The organism is Mesorhizobium sp. WSM4904 (genome assembly GCF_029674545.1).
In the GTDB taxonomy this organism is placed as follows: domain Bacteria; phylum Pseudomonadota; class Alphaproteobacteria; order Rhizobiales; family Rhizobiaceae; genus Mesorhizobium.
In genome coordinates, this window is the sequence record NZ_CP121354.1 from 4,909,099 (window position 1) to 4,928,706 (window position 19,608).

19 protein-coding genes are annotated in these 19,608 nt (G+C 64.0%); 5 read left to right on the forward strand and 14 right to left on the reverse strand.

The features are described 5' to 3' along the window. Positions 1-27: 27 nt before the first annotated feature. The 10 genes from QAZ47_RS23560 to QAZ47_RS23605 all read right to left on the reverse strand — a co-directional run bounded on the left by QAZ47_RS23560 (position 28) and on the right by QAZ47_RS23605 (position 9,828). The gene (locus QAZ47_RS23560; RefSeq protein ID WP_278230919.1) at positions 28-186 is read right to left on the reverse strand and encodes a hypothetical protein; all 159 of its coding nucleotides are present in this window, start codon (positions 184-186) and stop codon (positions 28-30) included. A gap of 127 nt (positions 187-313) precedes the next feature. Continuing rightward, positions 314-1,195, reverse strand: coding sequence for a metal-dependent phosphohydrolase (locus QAZ47_RS23565; protein ID WP_278230920.1), 882 nt, complete (start codon positions 1,193-1,195; stop codon positions 314-316). 111 nt (positions 1,196-1,306) lie between these two features. Continuing rightward, on the reverse strand, positions 1,307-1,714 hold the full coding sequence (locus tag QAZ47_RS23570) for a DOPA 4,5-dioxygenase family protein (RefSeq protein ID WP_278230921.1): 408 nt from the start codon (positions 1,712-1,714) through the stop codon (positions 1,307-1,309). Positions 1,715-2,269: 555 nt separating this feature from the next. After that, on the reverse strand, positions 2,270-2,602 hold the full coding sequence (locus QAZ47_RS23575) for a hypothetical protein (protein WP_278230922.1): 333 nt from the start codon (positions 2,600-2,602) through the stop codon (positions 2,270-2,272). Between the two features lie 306 nt (positions 2,603-2,908). Beyond that, positions 2,909-3,721, reverse strand: a complete 813-nt coding sequence (locus QAZ47_RS23580; RefSeq protein WP_278230923.1) for a hypothetical protein — start codon at positions 3,719-3,721, stop codon at positions 2,909-2,911. Positions 3,722-3,762: 41 nt separating this feature from the next. Next, positions 3,763-5,274: a polysaccharide biosynthesis/export family protein gene (locus QAZ47_RS23585; protein WP_347567158.1), complete on the reverse strand. Its 1,512-nt coding sequence runs from the start codon at positions 5,272-5,274 to the stop codon at positions 3,763-3,765. A 273-nt stretch (positions 5,275-5,547) separates the two neighbouring features. Then, positions 5,548-6,312 carry a Stf0 family sulfotransferase gene (locus QAZ47_RS23590; protein ID WP_278230925.1) on the reverse strand — a complete coding sequence of 255 codons (765 nt, stop codon included), beginning with the start codon at positions 6,310-6,312 and terminating at the stop codon, positions 5,548-5,550. A 201-nt stretch (positions 6,313-6,513) separates the two neighbouring features. Continuing rightward, positions 6,514-8,598 carry an ABC transporter ATP-binding protein/permease gene (locus QAZ47_RS23595; RefSeq protein WP_278230926.1) on the reverse strand — a complete coding sequence of 695 codons (2,085 nt, stop codon included), beginning with the start codon at positions 8,596-8,598 and terminating at the stop codon, positions 6,514-6,516. A gap of 81 nt (positions 8,599-8,679) precedes the next feature. After that, positions 8,680-9,105, reverse strand: coding sequence for a nuclear transport factor 2 family protein (locus QAZ47_RS23600; protein ID WP_278230928.1), 426 nt, complete (start codon positions 9,103-9,105; stop codon positions 8,680-8,682). A 123-nt stretch (positions 9,106-9,228) separates the two neighbouring features. Then, positions 9,229-9,828 (reverse strand): LysE family transporter, encoded by a 600-nt coding sequence (locus QAZ47_RS23605; protein WP_278233861.1) that lies wholly within the window; start codon positions 9,826-9,828, stop codon positions 9,229-9,231. Positions 9,829-10,357: 529 nt separating this feature from the next. Between QAZ47_RS23605 and cyoA the strand changes: the two genes are divergently transcribed. The 4 genes from cyoA to cyoD are packed head-to-tail and all read left to right on the forward strand — an operon-like array spanning position 10,358 to position 14,407. After that, complete coding sequence (gene cyoA / locus QAZ47_RS23610; protein ID WP_278230929.1) at positions 10,358-11,311, forward strand: ubiquinol oxidase subunit II; 954 nt, start codon at positions 10,358-10,360, stop codon at positions 11,309-11,311. A gap of 2 nt (positions 11,312-11,313) precedes the next feature. Further along, entirely contained in the window at positions 11,314-13,335 is a 2,022-nt protein-coding gene (gene cyoB, locus QAZ47_RS23615; RefSeq protein WP_278230930.1) for a cytochrome o ubiquinol oxidase subunit I, read from the forward strand. Further along, entirely contained in the window at positions 13,332-14,000 is a 669-nt protein-coding gene (locus QAZ47_RS23620) for a cytochrome c oxidase subunit 3 (protein ID WP_278230931.1), read from the forward strand. The genes cyoB and QAZ47_RS23620 overlap by 4 nt, the downstream gene beginning before the upstream one ends. After that, the gene (gene cyoD, locus QAZ47_RS23625; protein WP_278230932.1) at positions 13,997-14,407 is read left to right on the forward strand and encodes a cytochrome o ubiquinol oxidase subunit IV; all 411 of its coding nucleotides are present in this window, start codon (positions 13,997-13,999) and stop codon (positions 14,405-14,407) included. Before QAZ47_RS23620 ends, cyoD begins: the two co-directional genes overlap by 4 nt. A gap of 123 nt (positions 14,408-14,530) precedes the next feature. Here cyoD and QAZ47_RS23630 read toward each other — a convergent pair whose 3' ends face one another. Together QAZ47_RS23630 and QAZ47_RS23635 are read right to left on the reverse strand one after the other, a co-directional pair. After that, positions 14,531-16,396: a hypothetical protein gene (locus QAZ47_RS23630; protein WP_278203198.1), complete on the reverse strand. Its 1,866-nt coding sequence runs from the start codon at positions 16,394-16,396 to the stop codon at positions 14,531-14,533. Positions 16,397-16,400: 4 nt separating this feature from the next. Next, a complete protein-coding gene (locus QAZ47_RS23635) occupies positions 16,401-16,637 on the reverse strand; it encodes a hypothetical protein (RefSeq protein WP_278203199.1) in 237 nt (78 codons plus the stop codon). A gap of 328 nt (positions 16,638-16,965) precedes the next feature. Here QAZ47_RS23635 and QAZ47_RS23640 point away from each other — a divergent pair, with 328 nt between their 5' ends. Next, positions 16,966-17,988 (forward strand): aminopeptidase, encoded by a 1,023-nt coding sequence (locus tag QAZ47_RS23640; protein WP_278233862.1) that lies wholly within the window; start codon positions 16,966-16,968, stop codon positions 17,986-17,988. A 190-nt stretch (positions 17,989-18,178) separates the two neighbouring features. Here QAZ47_RS23640 and QAZ47_RS23645 read toward each other — a convergent pair whose 3' ends face one another. Further along, positions 18,179-18,412: a hypothetical protein gene (locus QAZ47_RS23645; protein WP_278203200.1), complete on the reverse strand. Its 234-nt coding sequence runs from the start codon at positions 18,410-18,412 to the stop codon at positions 18,179-18,181. 156 nt (positions 18,413-18,568) lie between these two features. Next, entirely contained in the window at positions 18,569-19,555 is a 987-nt protein-coding gene (locus QAZ47_RS23650) for a substrate-binding domain-containing protein (RefSeq protein WP_278203201.1), read from the reverse strand. Positions 19,556-19,608: the final 53 nt, after the last annotated feature.

Genomic DNA, 19,608 nt, shown 5'->3' on the forward strand with positions numbered 1-19,608 from the left:
ACGCACTTCAATCGGAGGCAGCCTCCCCTACACCCCCATCGTTGGCTCGGTATTCACCGCCAGCGCCTCTTCCGCCTCGCGCTCCTCGCCAAGCTCCTCGCCGTTCACCGCCAATGGCCGACCGATCCAGATCGGGTCGACCAGGCGGTCGTGATTGAGGTTGGCGGTGTTGGGGTGGATGCTCAAGCCGCCGTGGTTTTAGCGCGCGCCACCGGACCAGCGTCGCGAAAACCTTGTTGGCAAAGGAGACCTCGTCCATGGCCTGCCGGCGCGGGCCGACCGGCCGCCGCTTTCCGTCAAACGCCGACCCGCTCTAAGTCGCCACCGAAAGGCTCGCCGGCTGCAGCGCGCCGGGAAACGGCCCGATCCTGGCCGGGCGATGCCCCGACTGGAACAGGTTGCTGTGGAGGTTGGCGATCCACTGCTTGCCTTCGGTCGTCAGCTCCAGATAGCGCAGCGCGTCGCCGATGTAAGGTTCGACCTCGAGCGTGAAGAAATCGGTGAAGATGGCGCCGAGATCGGCGGCGGTCCGGCAGCCGAGCTTTTCCACCATGCCGGTCTCGGAGAACTCGGCAAACAGCGCCGTCAGCTTGCGGTGGTAGAAGGGATCGGCGAGCTGGCCGATCAGGTCCGCGGCCCTGACCAGCGCCGGCTCGGTGTTGGTGACATGGTAGGCCGGATCCTTCGGCACCGGAAAGCGCGTCATCTCGATCGCCGCGACAATGCGCTCCTCGTCGATGAACTTCGAGGACTTGAAACGCTGGCGCACATACATCTTGGCGCGGTCGACATGATAAGGCCCAAGCACCGCGTCGGAGGCGCCGCGCGGCGGCGTGCAGCGGTCGCCGGCCTCGTTGATGACGAAACTGTCGTCGGTGTCGCCCTCGCACACGCCGTGCACCATGCCGATGTCGTGGACAAGCAGCGCGCAGGTGTAATGCAGCCAGTCCTCGGGGGTCAGGGCTTGCGAAAGCAGCCGGCCGCGGATGATCTGCTGGCCGGCGAGCGTCACCATCAGCGTATGCTCGATATCGTGATAGAGCGCGTTCGAACTGCCGATGCGCTCAAGCACAAGGCGGGCCGCCCCGCCCAGGTAGCTCGCATATTCCGGATTGCGATGCGAAAAATACTGGAGGTAGAGTTCCGACAGATAGTCGCCGAGCCGGTTGGCCATGATGGAAATCGGATTGAGCATGACAATCGTTCCTGACCGCCTGGAAGCATGACAAGTCGCGCCGCGCGGGTATCCTAGCACGGTTCCGTCGCAGATTTATTCCGGGACCAAGGCCCCAAGCCCGCCCCCAATCTAAGCCCCCAGCGTCGGCTCGGTATTCACCTCCAGCGCCTCTTCCGCCTCATCCTCGTCGCCGAGCACCTCGCCCTTCACCGCCAGTGGGCGGCCGATCCAGATCGGGTCGACGAGATGGTCGCGCTTGGGGTTGGTGGTGTTGGGGTGGATGAGGATGCTTAAGCCCCCGTGGTTCAGCATCAGCCACGGGACGAGCGTCGCGAAAATCTCGTTGGCGAAGGAGACCTGGTACATGGCCTGCCGGTGCGGACCGACCGGCTCGTCACGCCAGTTGCCGAGGCGCACGCGGAAACGCTCGCCGATGCGCAGGCGCAGCCATTCGGCATGCCGGCGCTCGGCCTCTCCGCCATAGTAGATATGAGCGTGATAGCTGGCGATCTCGGCGATCGGCCTGACTTCGTTCATCGCTATGCTCCCCTACGATGATTTTTGCGCCAGGGCGAACTTTAGCCGAAGCACAGGCGCATTGTCTGCAGGCGGCGGAGATCTGCGCCTGCGGCCGGCAGTACAGTCGCACCTACGGTATGCACACATTTCCAAGCGGCTGGTCTTTGGCGATAGCGTGCATGGCAGCTTGGCGCATGTCTAATGTAGCGCTGGTCGACCCCCCACTCCGTCTCGGCTTCGCCGAGCCACCTCTCCCCCGATCGACGGGGTAGAGGAAAGGCGCCAAGCTTTTGCCGTCAATGCTTGTCCAGCAGCGCTCCCTTCCTTTCCCTCCGGAGGGGGGAAAGGTGGCGCTGCGAAGCAGCGACGGATTGGGGGAACCACCTGGCAATCAAGCCTCAGGTCGATCAGTAGTCACAGAAGATGTGTGCATAGCCTAGCCCACGTTGGGGCGAGGAAATGCACCTCGCTCCCCCGCCGGCGCAAGTGGGTTCGGACGAGTCCGCGAGGTCCCGGCGGCCGCAGCGGCGGGGTTGCAGTCGGCCTCGCCGCCCCCCGCTTGCCGCGGTACCGTCACTGGCCGCAATGGCGGCCATTCACCGTCGTCGGCGCCTTCGGCGGCCTGCCGCTGGCGTTGGGTATGTCCGCGCTTGCGCCCTGTGGACCTGCCGGGCAATTTTGATCGGCGTTCGAATTCATATAATCCGAGCTCATCCCCCCGCCGCCAATGCTGGAGGTGGTGCCTGGATCAACGACTGTCTTTGTTGCCTGGTGCCTTCTTGCATGGTGCCTTGGGTGGTGGATCACGGTAGTTGCCCCGGTGTCGACGTCGGCAGCATTCTGGGCCAGCACCGGCGTCGCAAGGCCGATGGCGAGAACTGAGGCCGCGAGGATTTTCGTAAGCATGGCAGACACTCCATTCCGTTTTTTGTTACGGCTTTGTCGGACTGTGTTCGACAGGGGCAGAACCCATCGACCGTGCCGACGTTCCGACACCTTTTTTTGAGCGATAAAGTGAGGTCATTGTCATAAATCTGTTGTCATCGAGCGCAGGGTTGCCTCATCCCGCTCGATGACATCGGCAGCATTCCGACGCGCCAAAATCGAGAGCCGTGCGGTGGACACGGCATCACAAGCGGAGACGGGACGCCGGCCAATCGAGACATCGTCGAGCTGACGGAATGGCGGCGCGGGCCGGCGGCCGGCCTGGCGCTATATCACCGTGGTGACCTTGCCCGCCACATCGAGGCGGCAGCCGACTTTCGCCTGGCGGACTTCGATGCCGCCCTGTCTGTCGTAGTCTATGCGCACCTCGATCGGCGCCGTCAGTCCGCCCCGACGCTGGCGCACGAGGCCTGCGCTGGCCACGTAGACACGCACGGCGCCAAGGGGCTTGGCGGAAGCCGTGATCGCCGCGCGGCAGGCGCGCACCACGGCGGCCGGCGTGCCGGGTATCGCTTTCAGCGGCGACAGGAACACAAAGGGATAGCCCTTGGCGATCCGCCGCAGGTCGCCGCTGGCGATTTTCGAGGGCCTCAGCACGGGCGGCAGAGCGACGGGTTGCTGCGTGGTCTTGGCCAAGGCAGTGGCAGGTGTGACCGCGGCGGTGCTGCGGGGAGAGGTCGCGGCCGATCCGGCGGAAGGATCGTCGCCGGCAGCGACGCCCGTCGAGACGCCTCCGCCTGTGTCGACACCGGCGCCAGCCGACACGCCTCCGCCCGTGTCGACACCGACGCCAGCCGACACGCCTCCGCCCGTGTCGACACCGACGCCGGCCGACACGCCACTCAAATTGCCGCTGGTGCTGACGCCGGCGCCGAGCGATCCGTCGGTGCCGACCGATGTCCCGACATTTGCCCCGCCGACGCCATCGACGCTCGCGCCCACTCCCACCGAGACGCCGCCGGAACCGGCGCTCACTCCAGCGCTCACCCCGAGACCGCCGACCTTGCCGCCAACGTCAAGAGCCGCGGCAGGCCCGGTCGTGATCCCGATCGCCAGCGCGGCTGCGAGGTAGTTTTTCATGGGTCTACTCCTCCTGCGGCATGGATTTCGGCGCGCATGCTTCACCAGCGAGGGTCGAGTTTCGGTGGCCGCGTCGGAAGCAATGCGGCGGGAAGAGCTATGGTCGCCACCACATCAGAGGCCGCCTGATCGAGCTGGGGCGACTTCTGAACCTGCTTGCGCACGGAGCGCCCCGACACAGTTGCAAGTGGGCTCGGCGAGATCAGGGCTTTCGGCGCGCGCTTCATGCTCACCGTGCGGGCACGCGCCTTGAAGATGTCGAGCGCCTCTCGCGCCGCGCTCAGGCCGCGGGCCAGGCCGATAGACCTTTCACGCTCCTGCTCAAGCGCGGCGCTCAACGCCGCCGCGGCCTGCTGCGAAGCGTCGCGTTCCCTGCGCATGGCGTCGAGATCATGCGCGGCGGCGTCCGCCCGCTGGCGTTCCAGCGCCAGCGCGTCGCCGGCCTGCTTCGCTGCTGCCTCAGCTATCTGCCGGTCCTTCATGGCGCCGGCCAGCCCGGCCGCAGCCTCATCCGCGCGCGTCTCGAGAGCGTCGATGGTTTGGCGGGACGCAGCGAGTTCCTGTTCGAGGAGCTCGATCTTGTGCCGCTCCTCGGCAAGCGCCTGGTCGACCGCAGCCTGGGAGGCGTCCGCCGCATGCCGCGCCTTAAGCATCGCGGCCTTCTGGTTGTCCCAGATGATGGCCCTGGTCTTGAAGCCTTCGATGACGTGCCGCGCCGCCTCCAGGTCGCGCGCCTGCGCATCGGCCGTTTGCCGTTGCTCTTTCAGGGCCTGTCCCTGCCTGGCCGCCGTGTCAGCCACAGCGCGTGCCTGCGCACTTGCGTCGCGCGCGCCGCGCTGCATGACGTCCAGCGCCGCTCGTGCCGCCGCCAATTCGCGGCGCAAGGTCTCCTCCTCATGCCCGCCGGGCAAGGTTTGCGCGGCTTGCCTCGGTGCCTGCGCCGCCTTCAGGGCCAGTTCCCCGGATATCGGGGGCTCGCTCACCGTTGCCGCGCCCGGTCCGTTCTCGATGTCGGCGCGCTCCGGGGCCGACGCATTGCCGTTGATGTCGGCCACCGCCGACGGTTCGGGCGCTGCCTTGTCGCCGGTGGGCTCGACGGAAGCCGTCGTTTCCGTGGCCGGTTGGCCGCCTATGCGTTGGACAGTCGTATCCGGCCGCTCGGATCCGCCGCTCCTGGCTTGCAGTCGATCGGCAATCAGCCTTGCCAGCTCGTCGGCGCGCAAGCCCGCGGCTGCGATGCCGCCGATGTTCGGAAGATCGAGCGTGCCGGTCACGTCGATGCTGAAACTCCGGTTGAGCTGCAATCCTTCCACGGCGCCGTCGCGCAGGGCAGTCCAGCGCCAGACGCGCAGTTCGATCCTGTCTCCCGGGCCTAGCTTGTCGTCGGTCGTCGACTGCGCCCTCGCCGGAAATCCCGGCAGCAGAACGAGGCATACGAGGCATAGCATGGCGCCCCGGCCGCGCATTCCAGGAAGCAGATTCAAAAACCGTCGTTTGAGGGAAGTGAAGTCACGATGGAGGCAAGTTGACTGGGTACTTTGCACCTGATTCATCACTGAACCTCGCCGGCTGCGCGACCCTTGCCGCTATTCATTCTCCACGAAGTGGGCGGCTGGATGCCGCACCAAAGCACCGATGATAGAAAAGCGCTCACGGCCACGCCAAGCACCGCAAAAGGCGTAGGGACTGTCTCCTTTCAACTTAGCCGCCATCGATCGGCCGTGACTCGCCGGGCGCCGGCCGGCACCGTGCCCGTCGTGGCCGCAGCTCACGGATCGTCTTGAAGTACGAGGCTGGCGAACAGGGCGATCTTGCCCCGGCGGCCGTCAAAACCGCCGTCTGCTGAGCGGCCGCTTGGTTGCAAAACGGGCCAGATTGTCGAGCGTGCGCGGCACCGGCGCATCCTCGATCGCCTCGATGGCTCCTTTCTCCACGGCTTCCCGCCGAAAGCGCTCTACCCAATCCTCGGTGAGGTCGTCCCGCTGCACGGTGTATTGGGAGACCGCCACCGTTGCCGGAACCGGAACATCCAGCATCTCGGCGACAGCTTCGACGTAAGGCCGCGGGTCCGGCTGGAGATCCTCGTAGACGAACCTCCGGTAGGGCAGTTGCGAAAGGCTCAGGTAGGCCCGCCAGAATGCGTAGCTCTGCTCGATCTGGAAGAAGGCCCGGCTGATACCGGCAAAGCTGTAGGGCACAGGAGTTCCGGCCCCCTCGTGCCGGCTCGTCCACAAGAGCGAAGCGCTGGCGCGGTAGAAGGAAATGGCTTGGCGAAGACGATCGCGGCGTTCAAGCAGGATGAAGCCGAGATCGTTAGTCCTTCTGACCTCGAACAGGAAATCCTTGCCGCATTTGCCCTTCGACCAGATCAGATGGCGCGGAAACACTTTTATGGCGAAGCGGCCGTTTTCGGTCGAGGATTCCTTGATGACCGCGTCTTCAAGAACATCGTAACTGCGAGGCTCCAGGCCCAAATAGGCCGACTTGAGCCATTCGCCCGAACAGCCCATGGTGCCCGTCGCATTCGTGAGGCTTCCCAGCCAGCTCGAACCGCTTCTTCCCTCGGTCAGGACTGCGACGCCCTTCAACATGACCCCCTTTCGAGGGCTTCCAGTAAAGCGGCAAAAACGCGCCGGCTCAACAGGCAACAGGCGCCGGCCACTGCCTTGATGTCCGAGGGGTCCGACAGCTAAAGCGCGTCGCGATCTTTCAGATTCGCTCCCTGCGCTTTAGGTTCTTGATTTACGCATGTCTTTGTCCCGAAACCGGTTCCCACTTTCGGGAGACATGCTTTAGCCCGCGCCGCCACGCCGCTCGCCGTTCCGCCTCCCGCTTCCCCACAAGGCGCGCTGGAACACGTTGCGCCTCCGCTTCTTCGGCATGAGCTCCACATCGCTGACCAGCTTCGCCCCGCCCTCGCGCCGCTCCAGCGTGATCTTGCGGCTGTGAAAGGCTTCCAGCTCGGCGCGGTGCGCCACGCTGATGATGGTGACCTTCGGCAATGCGCGGATCACCGTCTCCATCATCCTGTCCTGGCTCTTCTCGTCGAGCGCCGAGGTCGCTTCATCCAGCACGACGATGTCGGGGCAGTGCAGAAGCAGGCGCGCGAAGGCGAGGCGCTGCTTTTCGCCGCCGGAGAGCGTCTGGTCCCAGGGCGCCTCTTCCTTGAGCCGGTCCTTCAGGTAGTCGAGGCCCACCTTGTCGAGGGCGGCGTTGATCTTCTTGATCGTCCAGTTGTCGGCGGCGGCGGGATAGGCGACCGCGCGGCGCAGCGAGCCGGTGGGGATGTAGGGGCGCTGCGGCAGCATGAACAGCCGCCGGCCGGCATGGAAATTGACGCTGCCGCCGCCCCATGGCCACAGCCCCGCGATCGCCCGCACCAGCGTCGACTTGCCGGTGCCGGATTCGCCGGCCACCAGCACCCGCTCGCCCGGCTCGATCTCGACCTCGGTTTCCTTGACCACGCCGGTGCCGTCATTGAGCGTCACGGAGAGGTCGTCGAGCGAAAGCATCGCGCCGTTTTCCGTCTTGCCGTGCCTGATGCGGCCGAAGGCCTCGCTCTCTTCGGCGCGCTCCAGCCCGTCGAGCGACATCATCAGCGAGGCGATGCGGCGGGCCGACGCGTTCCAGTCGGCGAGACGCGGATAATTGTCGACCAGCCAGCCGAACGCGGCCTGCACGATGGCGAAGGCGGAGGCCGCCTGCATCACCTCGCCGAGCGACATCGAGCCTTCGAGGAATTTCGGCGCGCAGAGCAGCACCGGCACCACCGGCGCGAACAGGCTCGACCCTTGCGAGACCAGCGCCGTGCGCATGTGCTGTCCGGTCAGCAGCGCCCATCGCCTCAGCACCTGGCCGAAAGTATTGTCGATGCCGCTGCGCTCCTCCTCCTCGCCGCCGAGCAGGGCGATGCTCTCGCCGTTTTCGCGCACGCGCGTCAGCACGTAGCGGAATTCGGCTTCCGTCTGGTTCTTCTCTTCGGAAAGCTGCACGAAATGGCGGCCGATCACCACCATCGAGGTCGATGTGATGGCGGCATAGATCACGGCCGTGATGACGAGGAAGCCGGGAATGGTGAGGCTCTCGCCGTCGAGCGGCAAGGTGAGCGCGCCGCCGATCGTCCACAGCACGACGATGAAGGTCGAGGCCGCCAGGAAGGCGGAAAGGACACCGGCAATGAAATCGACGGGCGACTCGGTGGCAATGCGCAGATCCTCCGAGATGCGGGCCTCGGGGTTCGTGTGGTCGCCGGCCACAAGGTTGAGCTGATAGTAGCGGCCGTTGGCGAGCCAGCGGGCGATGACCGCCGTGGTCAGCCAGGAGCGCCAGCGGCGCTGGATTGTCATGCGCAGATAGACCTGCGCGACGACGAGGCTGATGCTGCCGGCGACCAGCGGCAGGAAGACGGCGCTGAGCATATAGACGGTGTGGACATCGCGCTGCTCGATGGCGTCGAAAAACGCGCGGTTCCAGACATTGATGCCGTACTGGAAGCCGACATTGGCGCAGATCAGCACCAGCAGCCCGAACGTGAACGGCAAGGCGAGCTTGTCGCCGCGCCGGCCCCAGTAGCCGCGCCCGCTGATCCAGAAACGCTTCAGCAGGTATCTCTTGCGCGCCTGCTCGGCCTGTTGCGGCGTCAGCTGCGGATCCGGTTCGACGGCATCGGGCGGCGGCGCGGGTTCACCGACGGCCTCCGGCGCGGCTTCGGCGGGGGATTCCTTCTCTTCCTCTTCGCCCTGCTTTTCTGAGCGCAGCTTTTTTTCGGGCCCGTCAGGGCGCGGCATTTTTGGGCGCGGCTTCCGCCGGCGCGACCGCTGCGCACCGTCTGTTTTGACCCCGTCGGCCGGCTTCAGTTTGGATTTACCCTCTGCCATCAGGCCGACAACGGCTCAATATTCAGAAGGTTTCCTGTGTCGATGCGGAACCCAGTGGGCGGCGTGCCAGGCCACCTGCCGCTATTCGGTCGCGGGCGGCGCGTCGATGGCCCACTCAGGATCGGCGCCGAACGGGTGGTCGATGAAGAAGGCCCATGTGCCGTCGGGCATCCTGCGATGCACCTCCATGCCGTGATGATGCACTTCGATCGGCTTGCCGCCGCCATCGGTGCCGCGGATCAGCCATTGCGAGCGGGTCATGGCGAAGTCGCCCGACACGGTGGTGTGATGGGTGACGACATCCATATGCGGCTTCATGCCGATATAGGCCGACATCGTCTGGCGGATGCCGGCGGCGCCGCGTGCGGTCGTCGTGCCGCCATGGACCTGGTCCACCTGCACGATCGAGGCGTCAGGATGGTACATCGCCGCCGCCGCCTCCACGTCCTGTGCGTTGAAGGCTCGCGCAAGCCAGAGGTTGCAGAGTTCCGGTGAGGGTGCGCCCATGCTCAGGGTCTCCTTCCTGCCTATGGTGGATGGGTTGACGCGCCGGCAGCGCGAGCGCGCCGTCCCTTCACCTAGGTCATCGATCCTGCCCGGCAACCGGCCGGTGCACCGCCCGGCGTCACCTCATCCGCTGATGCCGCGGCGCGCGGCGGCCATGCCCTCCCACATCAGCTTCAGGCCGAGCGCGCCGACGACTGCGCCGGCGGCGCGGTCGATCCAGTGCTTGGTGCTGAGATAGGCCGAGCGCGGCTTGCTGGAGGAAAAGGCGAAGGCGACGACCGCGTACCAGACGAACTCGTTGCAAAAGAGCAGCGGCGGCAAGATGAAGAGCATCCAGAGCGGCGGCGAGGCCGGCAGCATGGCCGCGAACATCGAGGCGTAGAAGATCGCGGTCTTCGGGTTGGCGAGCTGCGCCAGAAGCGCGCGGCGAAGCGCCCGCCAGAACGAGCCGGCGCGCGCCGACGCATCGTTGGCGATCTCGATCGGCTCGTTGGCGCCGCGCCAGATCTTTATGCCGATCCATAACAGATAGGCGCCGCCGGCAATGCGCAGGAAAATGTCGAGCCAGGCGACCTGGACGAGCAGCGCGGTCAGGCCCGCGACCGCGATGATGGCGAAGATGAAGCCGCCAATGCCCATGCCGATCGCCGCAGCCAGGCCGTCGGTGCGCTCGCCGGCCACCGCGATGCGCGAGACGACGACGAAGCTTGGCCCGGGGCTCATCGCGCCCAGCAGGAAAACGCCAAGGATGGACAGGATGGTTGCAAGCTCGGACAAGGTTTCCTCCCAGGTCGGTGCAGGTTCCGGCGCAACACAATGCACGCGCCGCGCGCCTTGTCACTACCTCGGCGGCGGAACCGATCGGCCAGAGGAGCACCGTTCCTTCCAATTCCTGCCAAATACGGAGCGGCGCCCAGCGGCGCTGACGGCCGAAGCAGGCGCGATATTCGGCCGGCGCGCCTGGCGGACACGGCGTCTGGTCGGGCCGGAGCCGCGCCCTATCTTTTCCCCAGCCCGTCCAGTCATCGGGCAAAGCCACCTCTGCGGGACAAACGGCAACTGCCAAAGTCAGGTGCTCCGTCCAGCAGCTGGGAGGTGTCTGGCGGAAGTGTCTCAAAGTCTGCATCCGGGGAGACTTCAGATGAAAGATGCCGCAGAGCGCGCCCCTGACCTAGGCGAGTTCCTCAAACGCCGAGCCGTGCCGCCGGCCATCACGTCCCGCCGACATTTTCCCGCCGCATGATCCGTTCCAGTGTTTTCGCTCGGTAGACCCAGGCAAGGCCGCCCGCTCTTCTGGATAGCCGCGACGGCAACGCTCTCCGGCTGCGCGGGCGGCGTGCTCGACCCGCAAGGCCCGATCGGCGCGGGCAACCGCACGATCCTGCTCAACTCGCTGGCGGTCATGCTGGTCATCGTCATCCCGACGCTGGTGGCGCTGCTCGCCTTTGCCTGGATGTTCCGCGCCTCCAACCGCAACGCCCGCTACGATCCGGGCTTCACCTATTCGGGCCGCATCGAGCTGATCGTCTGGTCGATCCCGACGCTCACCATCCTCTTCCTTGGCGGGCTGATCTACTACGGCTCCTACCATCTCGATCCGCGCAAGCCGATCGCCTCCAGCCAGCCGCCGCTCGACATCCAGGTGGTGGCGCTCGACTGGAAGTGGCTCTTCCTCTACCCCGACCAGGGCGTCGGAACGGTGAACCAGCTGGTCATCCCGGCCGGCGTTCCGGTGCGCTTCAAGCTGACCTCGGCCAGCGTGATGAACACCTTCTTCGTGCCGCAGCTCGGCAGCATGATCTATGTCATGAACGGCATGCAGACCGAGGTCAATCTGCAGGCCGACCGCGAGGGCGACTATCTCGGCCTGTCGGCGCATTTCAGCGGCGACGGGTTCTCGGACATGAACTTCCGCGTGCGCGCCGTCCCGCCCGACGCCTTCGCCGGCTGGGCCTCATCCCTGCACAGCGGCGGCGGCGTGCTCAACGCCAGCGCCTATCGCGACCTTGCCCGGCAAAGCATCCACGTGCCGCCATCCTCTTTCGGCCACATCCAGCCAGGCCTGTTCGAGGCGGTCGTGCGCCAGGCGCTGCCACCAGGCCCGGGACCGGCCGAGACCGCCGCCGGCGAGGCGCAGGTGAGCCCGAAGGCCGAGCCGAAGGCGGGAACGCCTCCCGCGGCCCAACAGCCCAAAGTGGGAGGATGACGATGCTCGGCAAGCTCGACTGGTCGGCCATTCCCTTCGATCAGCCCATTCCGCTGGGTGCCGCCCTCATCGTCTTCCTGGCGGCGGCCGCGGTGCTGATCTGGATAACGGCCAAAGGCTACTGGCCCTATCTCTGGCACGAGTGGATAACCTCGGTCGACCACAAGCGCATCGGCGTCATGTATATCGTGCTGGCGGCGCTGATGCTTTTTCGCGGCTTCGTCGACGCCGTCATGATGCGCACCCAGCAGGTGATGGCCATCCACGGGCCGGGCTACCTGCCGCCGGAACATTACGACCAGGTATTTTCGGCCCACGGCACGATCATGATCTTCTTCGCCGCGATGCCCTTCGTCATCGGGCTGATGAATTTCGTCGTGCCGCTGCAGCTCGGCATCCGCGACGTCGCCTTCCCGACGCTGAATTCGGTCAGCTTCTGGCTGACGGCGACCGGCGCGCTGCTGGTCAACGTCTCGCTCGTCGTCGGCGAGTTCGCGCGCACCGGCTGGCTGCCCTATGCGCCGCTGTCGGAGAGCACCTATTCGCCGGGCGTCGGCGTCGACTACTATCTCTGGTCGATCCAGATCTCCGGCGTCGGCACACTGCTCACCGGCGTCAACCTGGCGACGACCATCCTCAAGATGCGCGCGCCCGGCATGGGGTATCTGCACATGCCGATGTTCTGCTGGACCTCGCTCGCCTCCAACCTGCTGATCGTCGCGGCTTTCCCGATCCTCACCGCCACGCTCGCCATGCTCACGCTCGACCGCTATCTCGGCTTCCATTTCTTCACCAACGAAGCCGGCGGCAACCAGATGATGTTCGTCAACCTCATCTGGGCCTGGGGCCACCCGGAAGTCTACATCCTCGTGCTGCCCGCCTTCGGCATCTATTCCGAGATCTTCTCGACCTTCTCGTCGAAGCCGCTGTTCGGCTACCGCTCGATGGTGGCGGCGACGCTGTTCATCTGCATCGTCTCCTTCATGGTCTGGCTGCACCACTTCTTCACCATGGGCGCCGGTGCCGACGTCAACGCGGCCTTCGGCATCGCCACCTCCGTCATCGCCGTCGGCACCGGGGTCAAGATCTACAACTGGCTCTTCACCATGTATGGCGGGCGCGTGCGCTTCGACACGCCGATGCTGTGGGCGCTGGCCTTCGTCACCACCTTCGTCATCGGCGGCATGACCGGTGTGCTGCTTGCCGTTCCGCCGGCCGACTTCATGTTGCACAATTCGCTTTTCCTCGTGGCGCACTTCCACAACGTCATCATTTCGGGCGTGCTGTTCGCAGCCTTTGCCGGTCTCACCTACTGGTTCCCGAAAGCCTTCGGCTTCCGGCTGCATGAGGGCTGGGGCAAGGCGGCGTTCTGGTTCACGCTTGCCGGCTACATGCTGGTCTTCGTGCCGCTCTACATCGTCGGCCTGCTCGGCATGACGCGCCGCCTCCAGCATATCGACATGGACCTGTGGACGCCGTGGCTGGTGGTGGCGGCCTTCGGCATCGCGGTGATGATCGTCGGCGCGGCGTGCCAGGTCGCGCAGCTCGTCGTCTCGATCAGACATCGCCAGGAGCTGCGCGACGAGACCGGCGACCCCTGGGACGGTCGCACGCTGGAATGGTCGACGTCCTCCCCGCCGCCTTTCTTCAACTATGCGCGACTGCCCTATGTCGAGAACGAGGAGCCCTACTGGACCGTCAAGCAACGGGTGATGGAGGGGCAGCGGGCAATCGAGGGGCAAGGCCCGACCGAGGACGAAAGCTATGAGCCGGTCGAGATGCCACGCAACAGCCCGACGGGCTTCGTCGCCGCCTTCTTCAGCACGCTGATCGGCTTCGCGCTGATCTGGCACATCTGGTGGCTGGCGATCGTCGGCTTCATCGGCGCCTACATCACCTTCGTCGTCTTCGCCTGGCGCGAGCATGGCGACTACGAGATCCCCGCCAGCGAGGTCGAGCGCATCGACCGCGACGGCAAGGCGGCGCAGCTTGCCTGGATACGCAGACGGGAGCGCGTGGCATGAGCGACATCACGGCCGGCAGCGCAATCCGCGAACCATATCGGCCCGGACAGTCCGGCGGGCACGGCCTGTTCTCGGCGACAGGCCACGGCCAGGGCGGCCCGGCCTCGAAATTCGTCACGGTCGCCTACGGCTTCTGGATCTTCCTGTTGTCCGACATCATCATGTTCTCGGCCTTCTTCGCCGCCTTCGCGGTCCTGTCCAAGGCAACCGCCGGCGGGCCGACAGGCAAGGAGCTGTTCGAGCTCACCCGCGTCGCGGCGCAGACGGGGCTTCTGCTCACCTCGAGCTTCACCGGCGGCCTTGCGACGCTCGCGACGCACCGACGGTCGATGGCCGCCACCCAGTTCTGGCTGCTCGTCACCGGCCTGCTCGGCGCGGCCTTCCTGTTCCTCGAGGTGCAGGAGTTCGCGGCGATGGCGAACGAGCAGGCAGGCCCTTCGCGCAGCGCCTTCCTCTCCGCCTTCTTTGCGCTCGTCGGCTGCCACGGCACCCATGTCGGGCTCGGCCTGCTCTGGCTCGGCACCATGATGGCGCAGCTCTGGGTGAAGGGCTTCCGGCCGGAGCTGTTGCGGCGGCTCCACTGCTTCGGCCTGTTCTGGCACGCGCTCGACATCATCTGGATCGCCATCTTCACGCTGGTCTATCTCCTGGGAGCATCGCCATGAGTGAAATCGACAGCCGGATCGAGGAAGAACTCGACCGCCGTGATTCAGCGCCGGGCGAAGAGCGCATCACCGAGCACGAGCTGGCGGGAGGACTGTCGGGCTACCTGCTCGGCTTTGGCCTGGCGATCCTGTTGACCATCGCCTCATTCCTCGCCGCGCAAACCGACCTGATCTACCAGCCGGCGGTGATCTCGGCCCTGGTGGTGCTGGCCATCGCGCAGATGGGCGTGCACCTCGTCTTCTTCCTGCACATCACCACCGGGCCCGACAACACCAACAACGTGCTGGCACTCGCCTTCGGCGTGCTGATCGTCGCGCTCGTCGTGATCGGCTCGGTCTGGATCATGGCCCATCTCAGCGTGAACATGGCGCCGATGAGCGCCCACCAGGCCGCGATGATGCCTTAGACAACTGCTTGGCGTTTTCCGGCATGGTCGCCGTGGACCGCGCTGGCGGTCGACCGTTATAGGGCCAGCGAAGGGCGAGCCCGATCGGCTCCGGCCGACGAGCCCCCAGTAAAAGCGACGGGTCTACGCAGCATCAACCTGTTCGACCTTTGACACTTTGATCATTTCGCGCGCCCATTTTTTGGCAACGGGCAACCCTTGTTTATAGTCGTCTGCTGCCATGGAAAGTGACTCGGGAGACGTGGCCCGCTCAAGGTCATCGGCAGACCAATCGTCAGACAAACGCTTGCTAATGGCGTAGCAAGTTACCTTTCCGACGCGAAAAGCAGCAGAGCGACGCGCTGCCCGAAGAGCTTCTGTTCGTACGATCTCAGGCTCACCTGTACCCGTCAACTCCAGTTCAAGCTCAGCCGCCATCCGCTCTATAATAGGGTATAATCCATTCACAAACAGCGTTTGCGACTCGCTGAAATATAGGCCCGCGCGACCCTTCATGCCTTTGTCAGAAATCTCATCGGGGTCGATCAGAATCGTTATTGTCGGCACGCGTTCCAGCGTTTGCATTGCTTTCGAAGGCTTGGAACCCGCCGGTGCTTTTCGAACCTTCACCGACGACGCTCGGGCACCACTGTTATTTGATTGACGGTCGCCGCGATCGAGTTCGATTTCGGTTTCGATTTCGACATCCAGATCGATGTCAGCGCGCTCGGTCGTATCTCTGCCTTCCGAATGACTCTCCATGGCGATCGCGCCAAAGGCTCTTGAAGGTTTGAAAGCCAATGTCGGCACGCGGAACTCGTCTAGCAATCGTTGAAGATCAGTCTGTAGGTCGTCGAGATTATCGTCGGACTCCGGTGATTCAGATCGAATGACGTCTTTAACCCATTGCGGCATCAATTCGCGAACGTAGTCCACGAAATCGTCCGCACTTAGAGGCGCGCGATCCTTGGGCCACAGCAGGCCATCGCGGTATTGGTTAGGAAGTGCCATAGCGTCAGGAATTTCAATCTCGACAGTGAGCACCTTGGAGCCAAAAGGAATGCCAAATTTTGGCGCGGCTGCAGACCACGCTTTGCTAGTCTTTATGTCGTAGCGCTCGCCCTTGTGAACGACAGCACAAAAGGTAGTCGAAGACGTTGCCGGATTAGCTCGAGCACTCAAGGAATGGCTCGAAAGTGGATGCTTTGGGTCGTGGATATAGTGAATGGTCAGCCCGGAATCTGGCTCGGTTACACGCTCCGCGTTCGGCAATTTGTCCAGAACATCGGCGAGCGGTCTCAGCTGACGGTATTTGCCGGTCTCGTCTTTGCCACCTCCTTTAGTCATCGCCACGTCGATCCGAACTTCGACGCCCTCGGAAAAGCTTGCAAAGCGCCGAAAAATTGCGCTCGGCACATAGCTTCGATCAACAGATTTTCCCTTGCCCATCGGTTCGGCAACCGTATCGTGGTCATCACTTTCCCCGAACAGGATAACCTCCGTCCAGTCCTGCTCTGTTCCCCTTCCTTCCGCGATTGCGGCAGCAGTCACGTCATATACGGTTTGGTAGGTTCCATCCGGCAACAACACAGGAAAACGCACATAGGTACCTTCGCCTTCGTCGTAGCCAATTGTGACCTCAGAGACCGCACCGTTTTTGCATGAGCGATACCGGATGCCCGACTTGGACATCGTCAATCCAGAAACCTTTGCACCAATCCCGAAATTCGCGTCGAGAGCCATATCTTTGCCGATGGAGGAAGACAGGTCCGTCGCTTTTTTCAGTTCCGCTCCGTCCATCCCTGGGCCGGTGTTCCAGAAGGCAAGCTTACGAACGCCATCGAACTCGACCGGATAAATCTCGATGCGACGGCTGCCTACCGGCGCCAGCGCTGCGCTTTCGTCGGCGTTCTTGAAGAACTCGCGAATAAGGGTGCTAACTGGCGCCTGCTCTATTAGCCGATTGATAAGGAAGCGCTTGTCATTGATATTGAGCGGCTCGGCCTTCAAAGCGCTACCCCTTCAGCTTGAACTTGTTAAAAGTCTCACTCGTCGTAGAGCTGAACTTACGCTCTATTTCTGTCGTCGCTTCACGCAAGGCTTTCACAATAGCTTTCACATCTGCGTCTGTGTATTCGTAGGCGCGGCTATTTGAAAGATTGCCGATTTTTCTGATAGCGTCCAGCGCAAGCTGGGTCCGTCCTTCGGCAAGCCTGACGAAATTCTCCCGCCTCTCATTCTTTGATGTCATGACCCTTCCGCGAAATTCCTTTCATTAGCAGATAGATGAGTGCGCGATATTCGTCAAACATATTTCGATGAAATTCACCAAAATATTCAGGGAGCTATCCGAGACGCATTTTCAGCGTGAGCGCGTAGTGGTCGACATTCATGGATTCATAGGCGAATGGCCGCCTCGTCGGTTCCGCCAAGTCGAAGGTCCGCTCCGCAGCCCTTGACGAAAATCGGCGCGCCTGTTTGAGACTCCGGGGGCAGGTGGGGACATTTGCTCCATGGGGAGATGAGCAGGCGGTGGGCAAGCTGTGAGGCGCGTTTTTCGATTGCTCGCCGCTGTGGTCATGGCGTCCGGCGTCGCCGGGTGCACCAGCGTTTCCTATTACGCGCAGTCGATTGAGGGCCATGTCGAGATCATGGCAGCGCGCAGGAATGTCGGGAGGCTGACCCGCGATCCTTCGACGCCGGAGGCATTGCGCGCCAAGCTGACGTCGGCGAGCGCCATACGCCGCTTTGCCACGGACGAGTTGGCGCTGCCCGACAACAGCAGCTACCGCAGCTATGTCGACGTCGGCCGGGACAATGTGACCTTTGCCGTTTTTGCCGCGCCGCAATTTTCGCTCACGCCGATAACATGGTGCTTTCCGGTCTTCGGCTGCGTTCCATATCGGGGCTACTTTTCGCAAAAATCCGCGGCTGAAAGCGCTGCCGAGCTGCAGCGGCAGGGGCTGGACGTTTACGTGTCGGGCGTCACCGCCTATTCCACGCTGGGGTGGTTCAGCGACCCGCTGCTCAACACCATGCTGCGTCAGGACGACACCTATATCGCCAGCCTTGTCTTTCACGAACTGGCGCATCAGAAAATCTATGTGAACAACGACTCTGCGTTCAACGAGGCTTTCGCGGTTGCCGTCGAAACCAGCGGTGTCCGGAAATGGCTCCGCGCCACGGGAAACCGCGCCGGATTGCGCCGCTACGAAGCCAATCGCAAGCGCAACGCCGATTTCCTCGGACTGATATCGAAAACCCGGGACGAGTTGAGGCAGGTCTACGGAAGTCCCCGTGCCCCGGAGCAGATGGCGGCCGCCAAAACAGCCACGATCGACAGGCTGCGGATGCGCTACCGCCACATGCGCGACACGCGATGGGCCGGATACCGGGGCTACGATGCCTGGTTCAATAGCCCAATCAACAACGCAAAGCTCGCCGCGACCGCCGTCTACGGCGAACAAGTTCCGGCGTTTCTTCGCCTGTTCGACTTGTGCTCCGGCGACTATCCAAGATTCTATGCTTCCGTTCGGCGGATGGGGGCCTTACCTGCAGCTTCGCGGGAGCAGGCGCTGAAGGCGGCGGCGACGTGCGATTGACGTTGACAGCCGGAGGGCATCCCCGCCCCTGCGCGATGCTGGCTCGAGCGTCATGCAAGGAAATTTCATATGGCAGCGAGACGGAGTGGGGGAGCGCCATATGCGATTGCCCCCTGGGCAGCCAAGTGAGGGAGCGCCAGGGCCGCAATAGCTTCCGGGCCTTGTCCGGCGCCCGGTCAGTCGCTTTGCCCTACTGGCTCGAAAACGTCACGGTCACGCCGCGCTGCCGAAAATAAGCCTGCATCAACTTGCGGCCGGCGCGGTTGTTGTGTGCCAATTTAGCCGGATCGAACACCGCCTCTTTTAGCCCATCTCGTGCCAGCGCCGCTTTGAGCGTCGCGATATGCGCGTCGATGTCGGCATTGTCGGCACGGAGCGAGGCGTAGATGCTTTCGGTCGCTTGGGCCACGGTCGGTTCGCTCACAGATGTCGTCCTTTGGTTGGTGGAGCGGCGGCTTAACACAGATTCGCGGCTCCGCCGATACCGATGAGCCCGTCAGCGCACAGCGCCTGGCCCCCAAAAAACAAGGCCCCTCCGAGGGGCCTTGCCATATCACCTTGGAGTCTTCGCACCCTGCCGCTATTTGCCGGCCAGCTGCTTGGCGTTCTCCGGCGTGATCGCAGTGGTGTCCACCGTCACGGTCGGCTCAACGGAGGTCGCGCAGTCGAGCAGGATCTTCTTTGCCATGTCGATCGCTTCCTTGGCGCCCGTCGGATAGGTGAATGTCGCCGCCCAATCACCCTTGGCGACGGCCTCGATGCCGCCGGCCGGGCCTGGCAGGCCGTCGGTGCCGATGATCTTGACGTCCTTGCCGGCGCCCTTGGCGGCGAGCAACGCGCCCGCGGCCATCATGTCGTTCGAGGCATAAAGCACCTTGATGTCGGGATGCGCCTGGAGCATGGCGGAAAAGGCGGTCTGGGCTTTATCCGGAACCCAGTCGGCGGCCTGCTCGGCGACGATCTGGATCTTGGCATTGGCCTTCACGCCTTCCTTGAAGCCGTTCAAGCGCTCCACCGCCGGCGTCGAGCTCGGCAGGCCCTCCAGCACCGCCGCCTCGCCGCCATCGGGCAAAAGCTTCGATGCCGTGTACTTGCCGGCTTCCTCGGCGATCTTGAAATTGTCGCCGCCGATGAAGGCCGTGTAGTCCTTGCCGGGGTCGCCCACCGTCTTGCGGTCGAGCTCGATGACCGGGATGCCGGCATCCATGGCGCGCTTCACGGCAGGCGTCAGCGGGGCGGCCTCGAAGGGCGAGATCAGCAGAAGATCGACCTTCTGGGTGATGAAGTTGTCGACCTGCGAGGTCTGCGTGTTGACGTTTCCGGCGCCGTCGGCGATCTGCAGCGTGAAGCCGGGCACTTCCTTGGCCGCCGCCGTCAGCTCGTCATTGACGTGCTGGCGATAGGGCTCGGCATTGTTGGCCTGCGAAAAGCCGATGACGAACTGGCCGTCCTTGGCGCAGGCCTTGACCATCGGGTCCGCCGCCTGCGCGGCGCCTGCAACGCACAGGCCGGCGCTTGCCAGAAGCGCGACCCGAAGGACGCGCGATCCTCTCAGTGTGGTTCTCATACTCAGTCTCCTCCTCGTCCGGCTCGGGGTGCCAGACCTTTGGTTGCTCTTTC

Excerpts from the sequence above, each read along its gene's own strand:
- QAZ47_RS23575 (WP_278230922.1), bottom strand. The coding sequence starts at position 2,602 with ATGCTTACGAAAATCCTCGCGGCCTCAGTTCTCGCCATCGGCCTTGCG.
- QAZ47_RS23650 (WP_278203201.1), bottom strand. The coding sequence starts at position 19,555 with ATGAGAACCACACTGAGAGGATCGCGCGTCCTTCGGGTCGCGCTTCTG.
- QAZ47_RS23595 (WP_278230926.1), bottom strand. The coding sequence starts at position 8,598 with ATGGCAGAGGGTAAATCCAAACTGAAGCCGGCCGACGGGGTCAAAACA.
- cyoB (WP_278230930.1), top strand. The coding sequence starts at position 11,314 with ATGCTCGGCAAGCTCGACTGGTCGGCCATTCCCTTCGATCAGCCCATT.
- QAZ47_RS23640 (WP_278233862.1), top strand. The coding sequence starts at position 16,966 with ATGGCGTCCGGCGTCGCCGGGTGCACCAGCGTTTCCTATTACGCGCAG.
- cyoD (WP_278230932.1), top strand. The coding sequence starts at position 13,997 with ATGAGTGAAATCGACAGCCGGATCGAGGAAGAACTCGACCGCCGTGAT.
- QAZ47_RS23620 (WP_278230931.1), top strand. The coding sequence starts at position 13,332 with ATGAGCGACATCACGGCCGGCAGCGCAATCCGCGAACCATATCGGCCC.
- QAZ47_RS23585 (WP_347567158.1), bottom strand. The coding sequence starts at position 5,274 with ATGAATCAGGTGCAAAGTACCCAGTCAACTTGCCTCCATCGTGACTTC.
- QAZ47_RS23570 (WP_278230921.1), bottom strand. The coding sequence starts at position 1,714 with ATGAACGAAGTCAGGCCGATCGCCGAGATCGCCAGCTATCACGCTCAT.
- QAZ47_RS23600 (WP_278230928.1), bottom strand. The coding sequence starts at position 9,105 with ATGGGCGCACCCTCACCGGAACTCTGCAACCTCTGGCTTGCGCGAGCC.
- QAZ47_RS23565 (WP_278230920.1), bottom strand. The coding sequence starts at position 1,195 with ATGCTCAATCCGATTTCCATCATGGCCAACCGGCTCGGCGACTATCTG.
- QAZ47_RS23580 (WP_278230923.1), bottom strand. The coding sequence starts at position 3,721 with ATGAAAAACTACCTCGCAGCCGCGCTGGCGATCGGGATCACGACCGGG.
- QAZ47_RS23605 (WP_278233861.1), bottom strand. The coding sequence starts at position 9,828 with ATGAGCCCCGGGCCAAGCTTCGTCGTCGTCTCGCGCATCGCGGTGGCC.
- QAZ47_RS23590 (WP_278230925.1), bottom strand. The coding sequence starts at position 6,312 with ATGTTGAAGGGCGTCGCAGTCCTGACCGAGGGAAGAAGCGGTTCGAGC.
- QAZ47_RS23635 (WP_278203199.1), bottom strand. The coding sequence starts at position 16,637 with ATGACATCAAAGAATGAGAGGCGGGAGAATTTCGTCAGGCTTGCCGAA.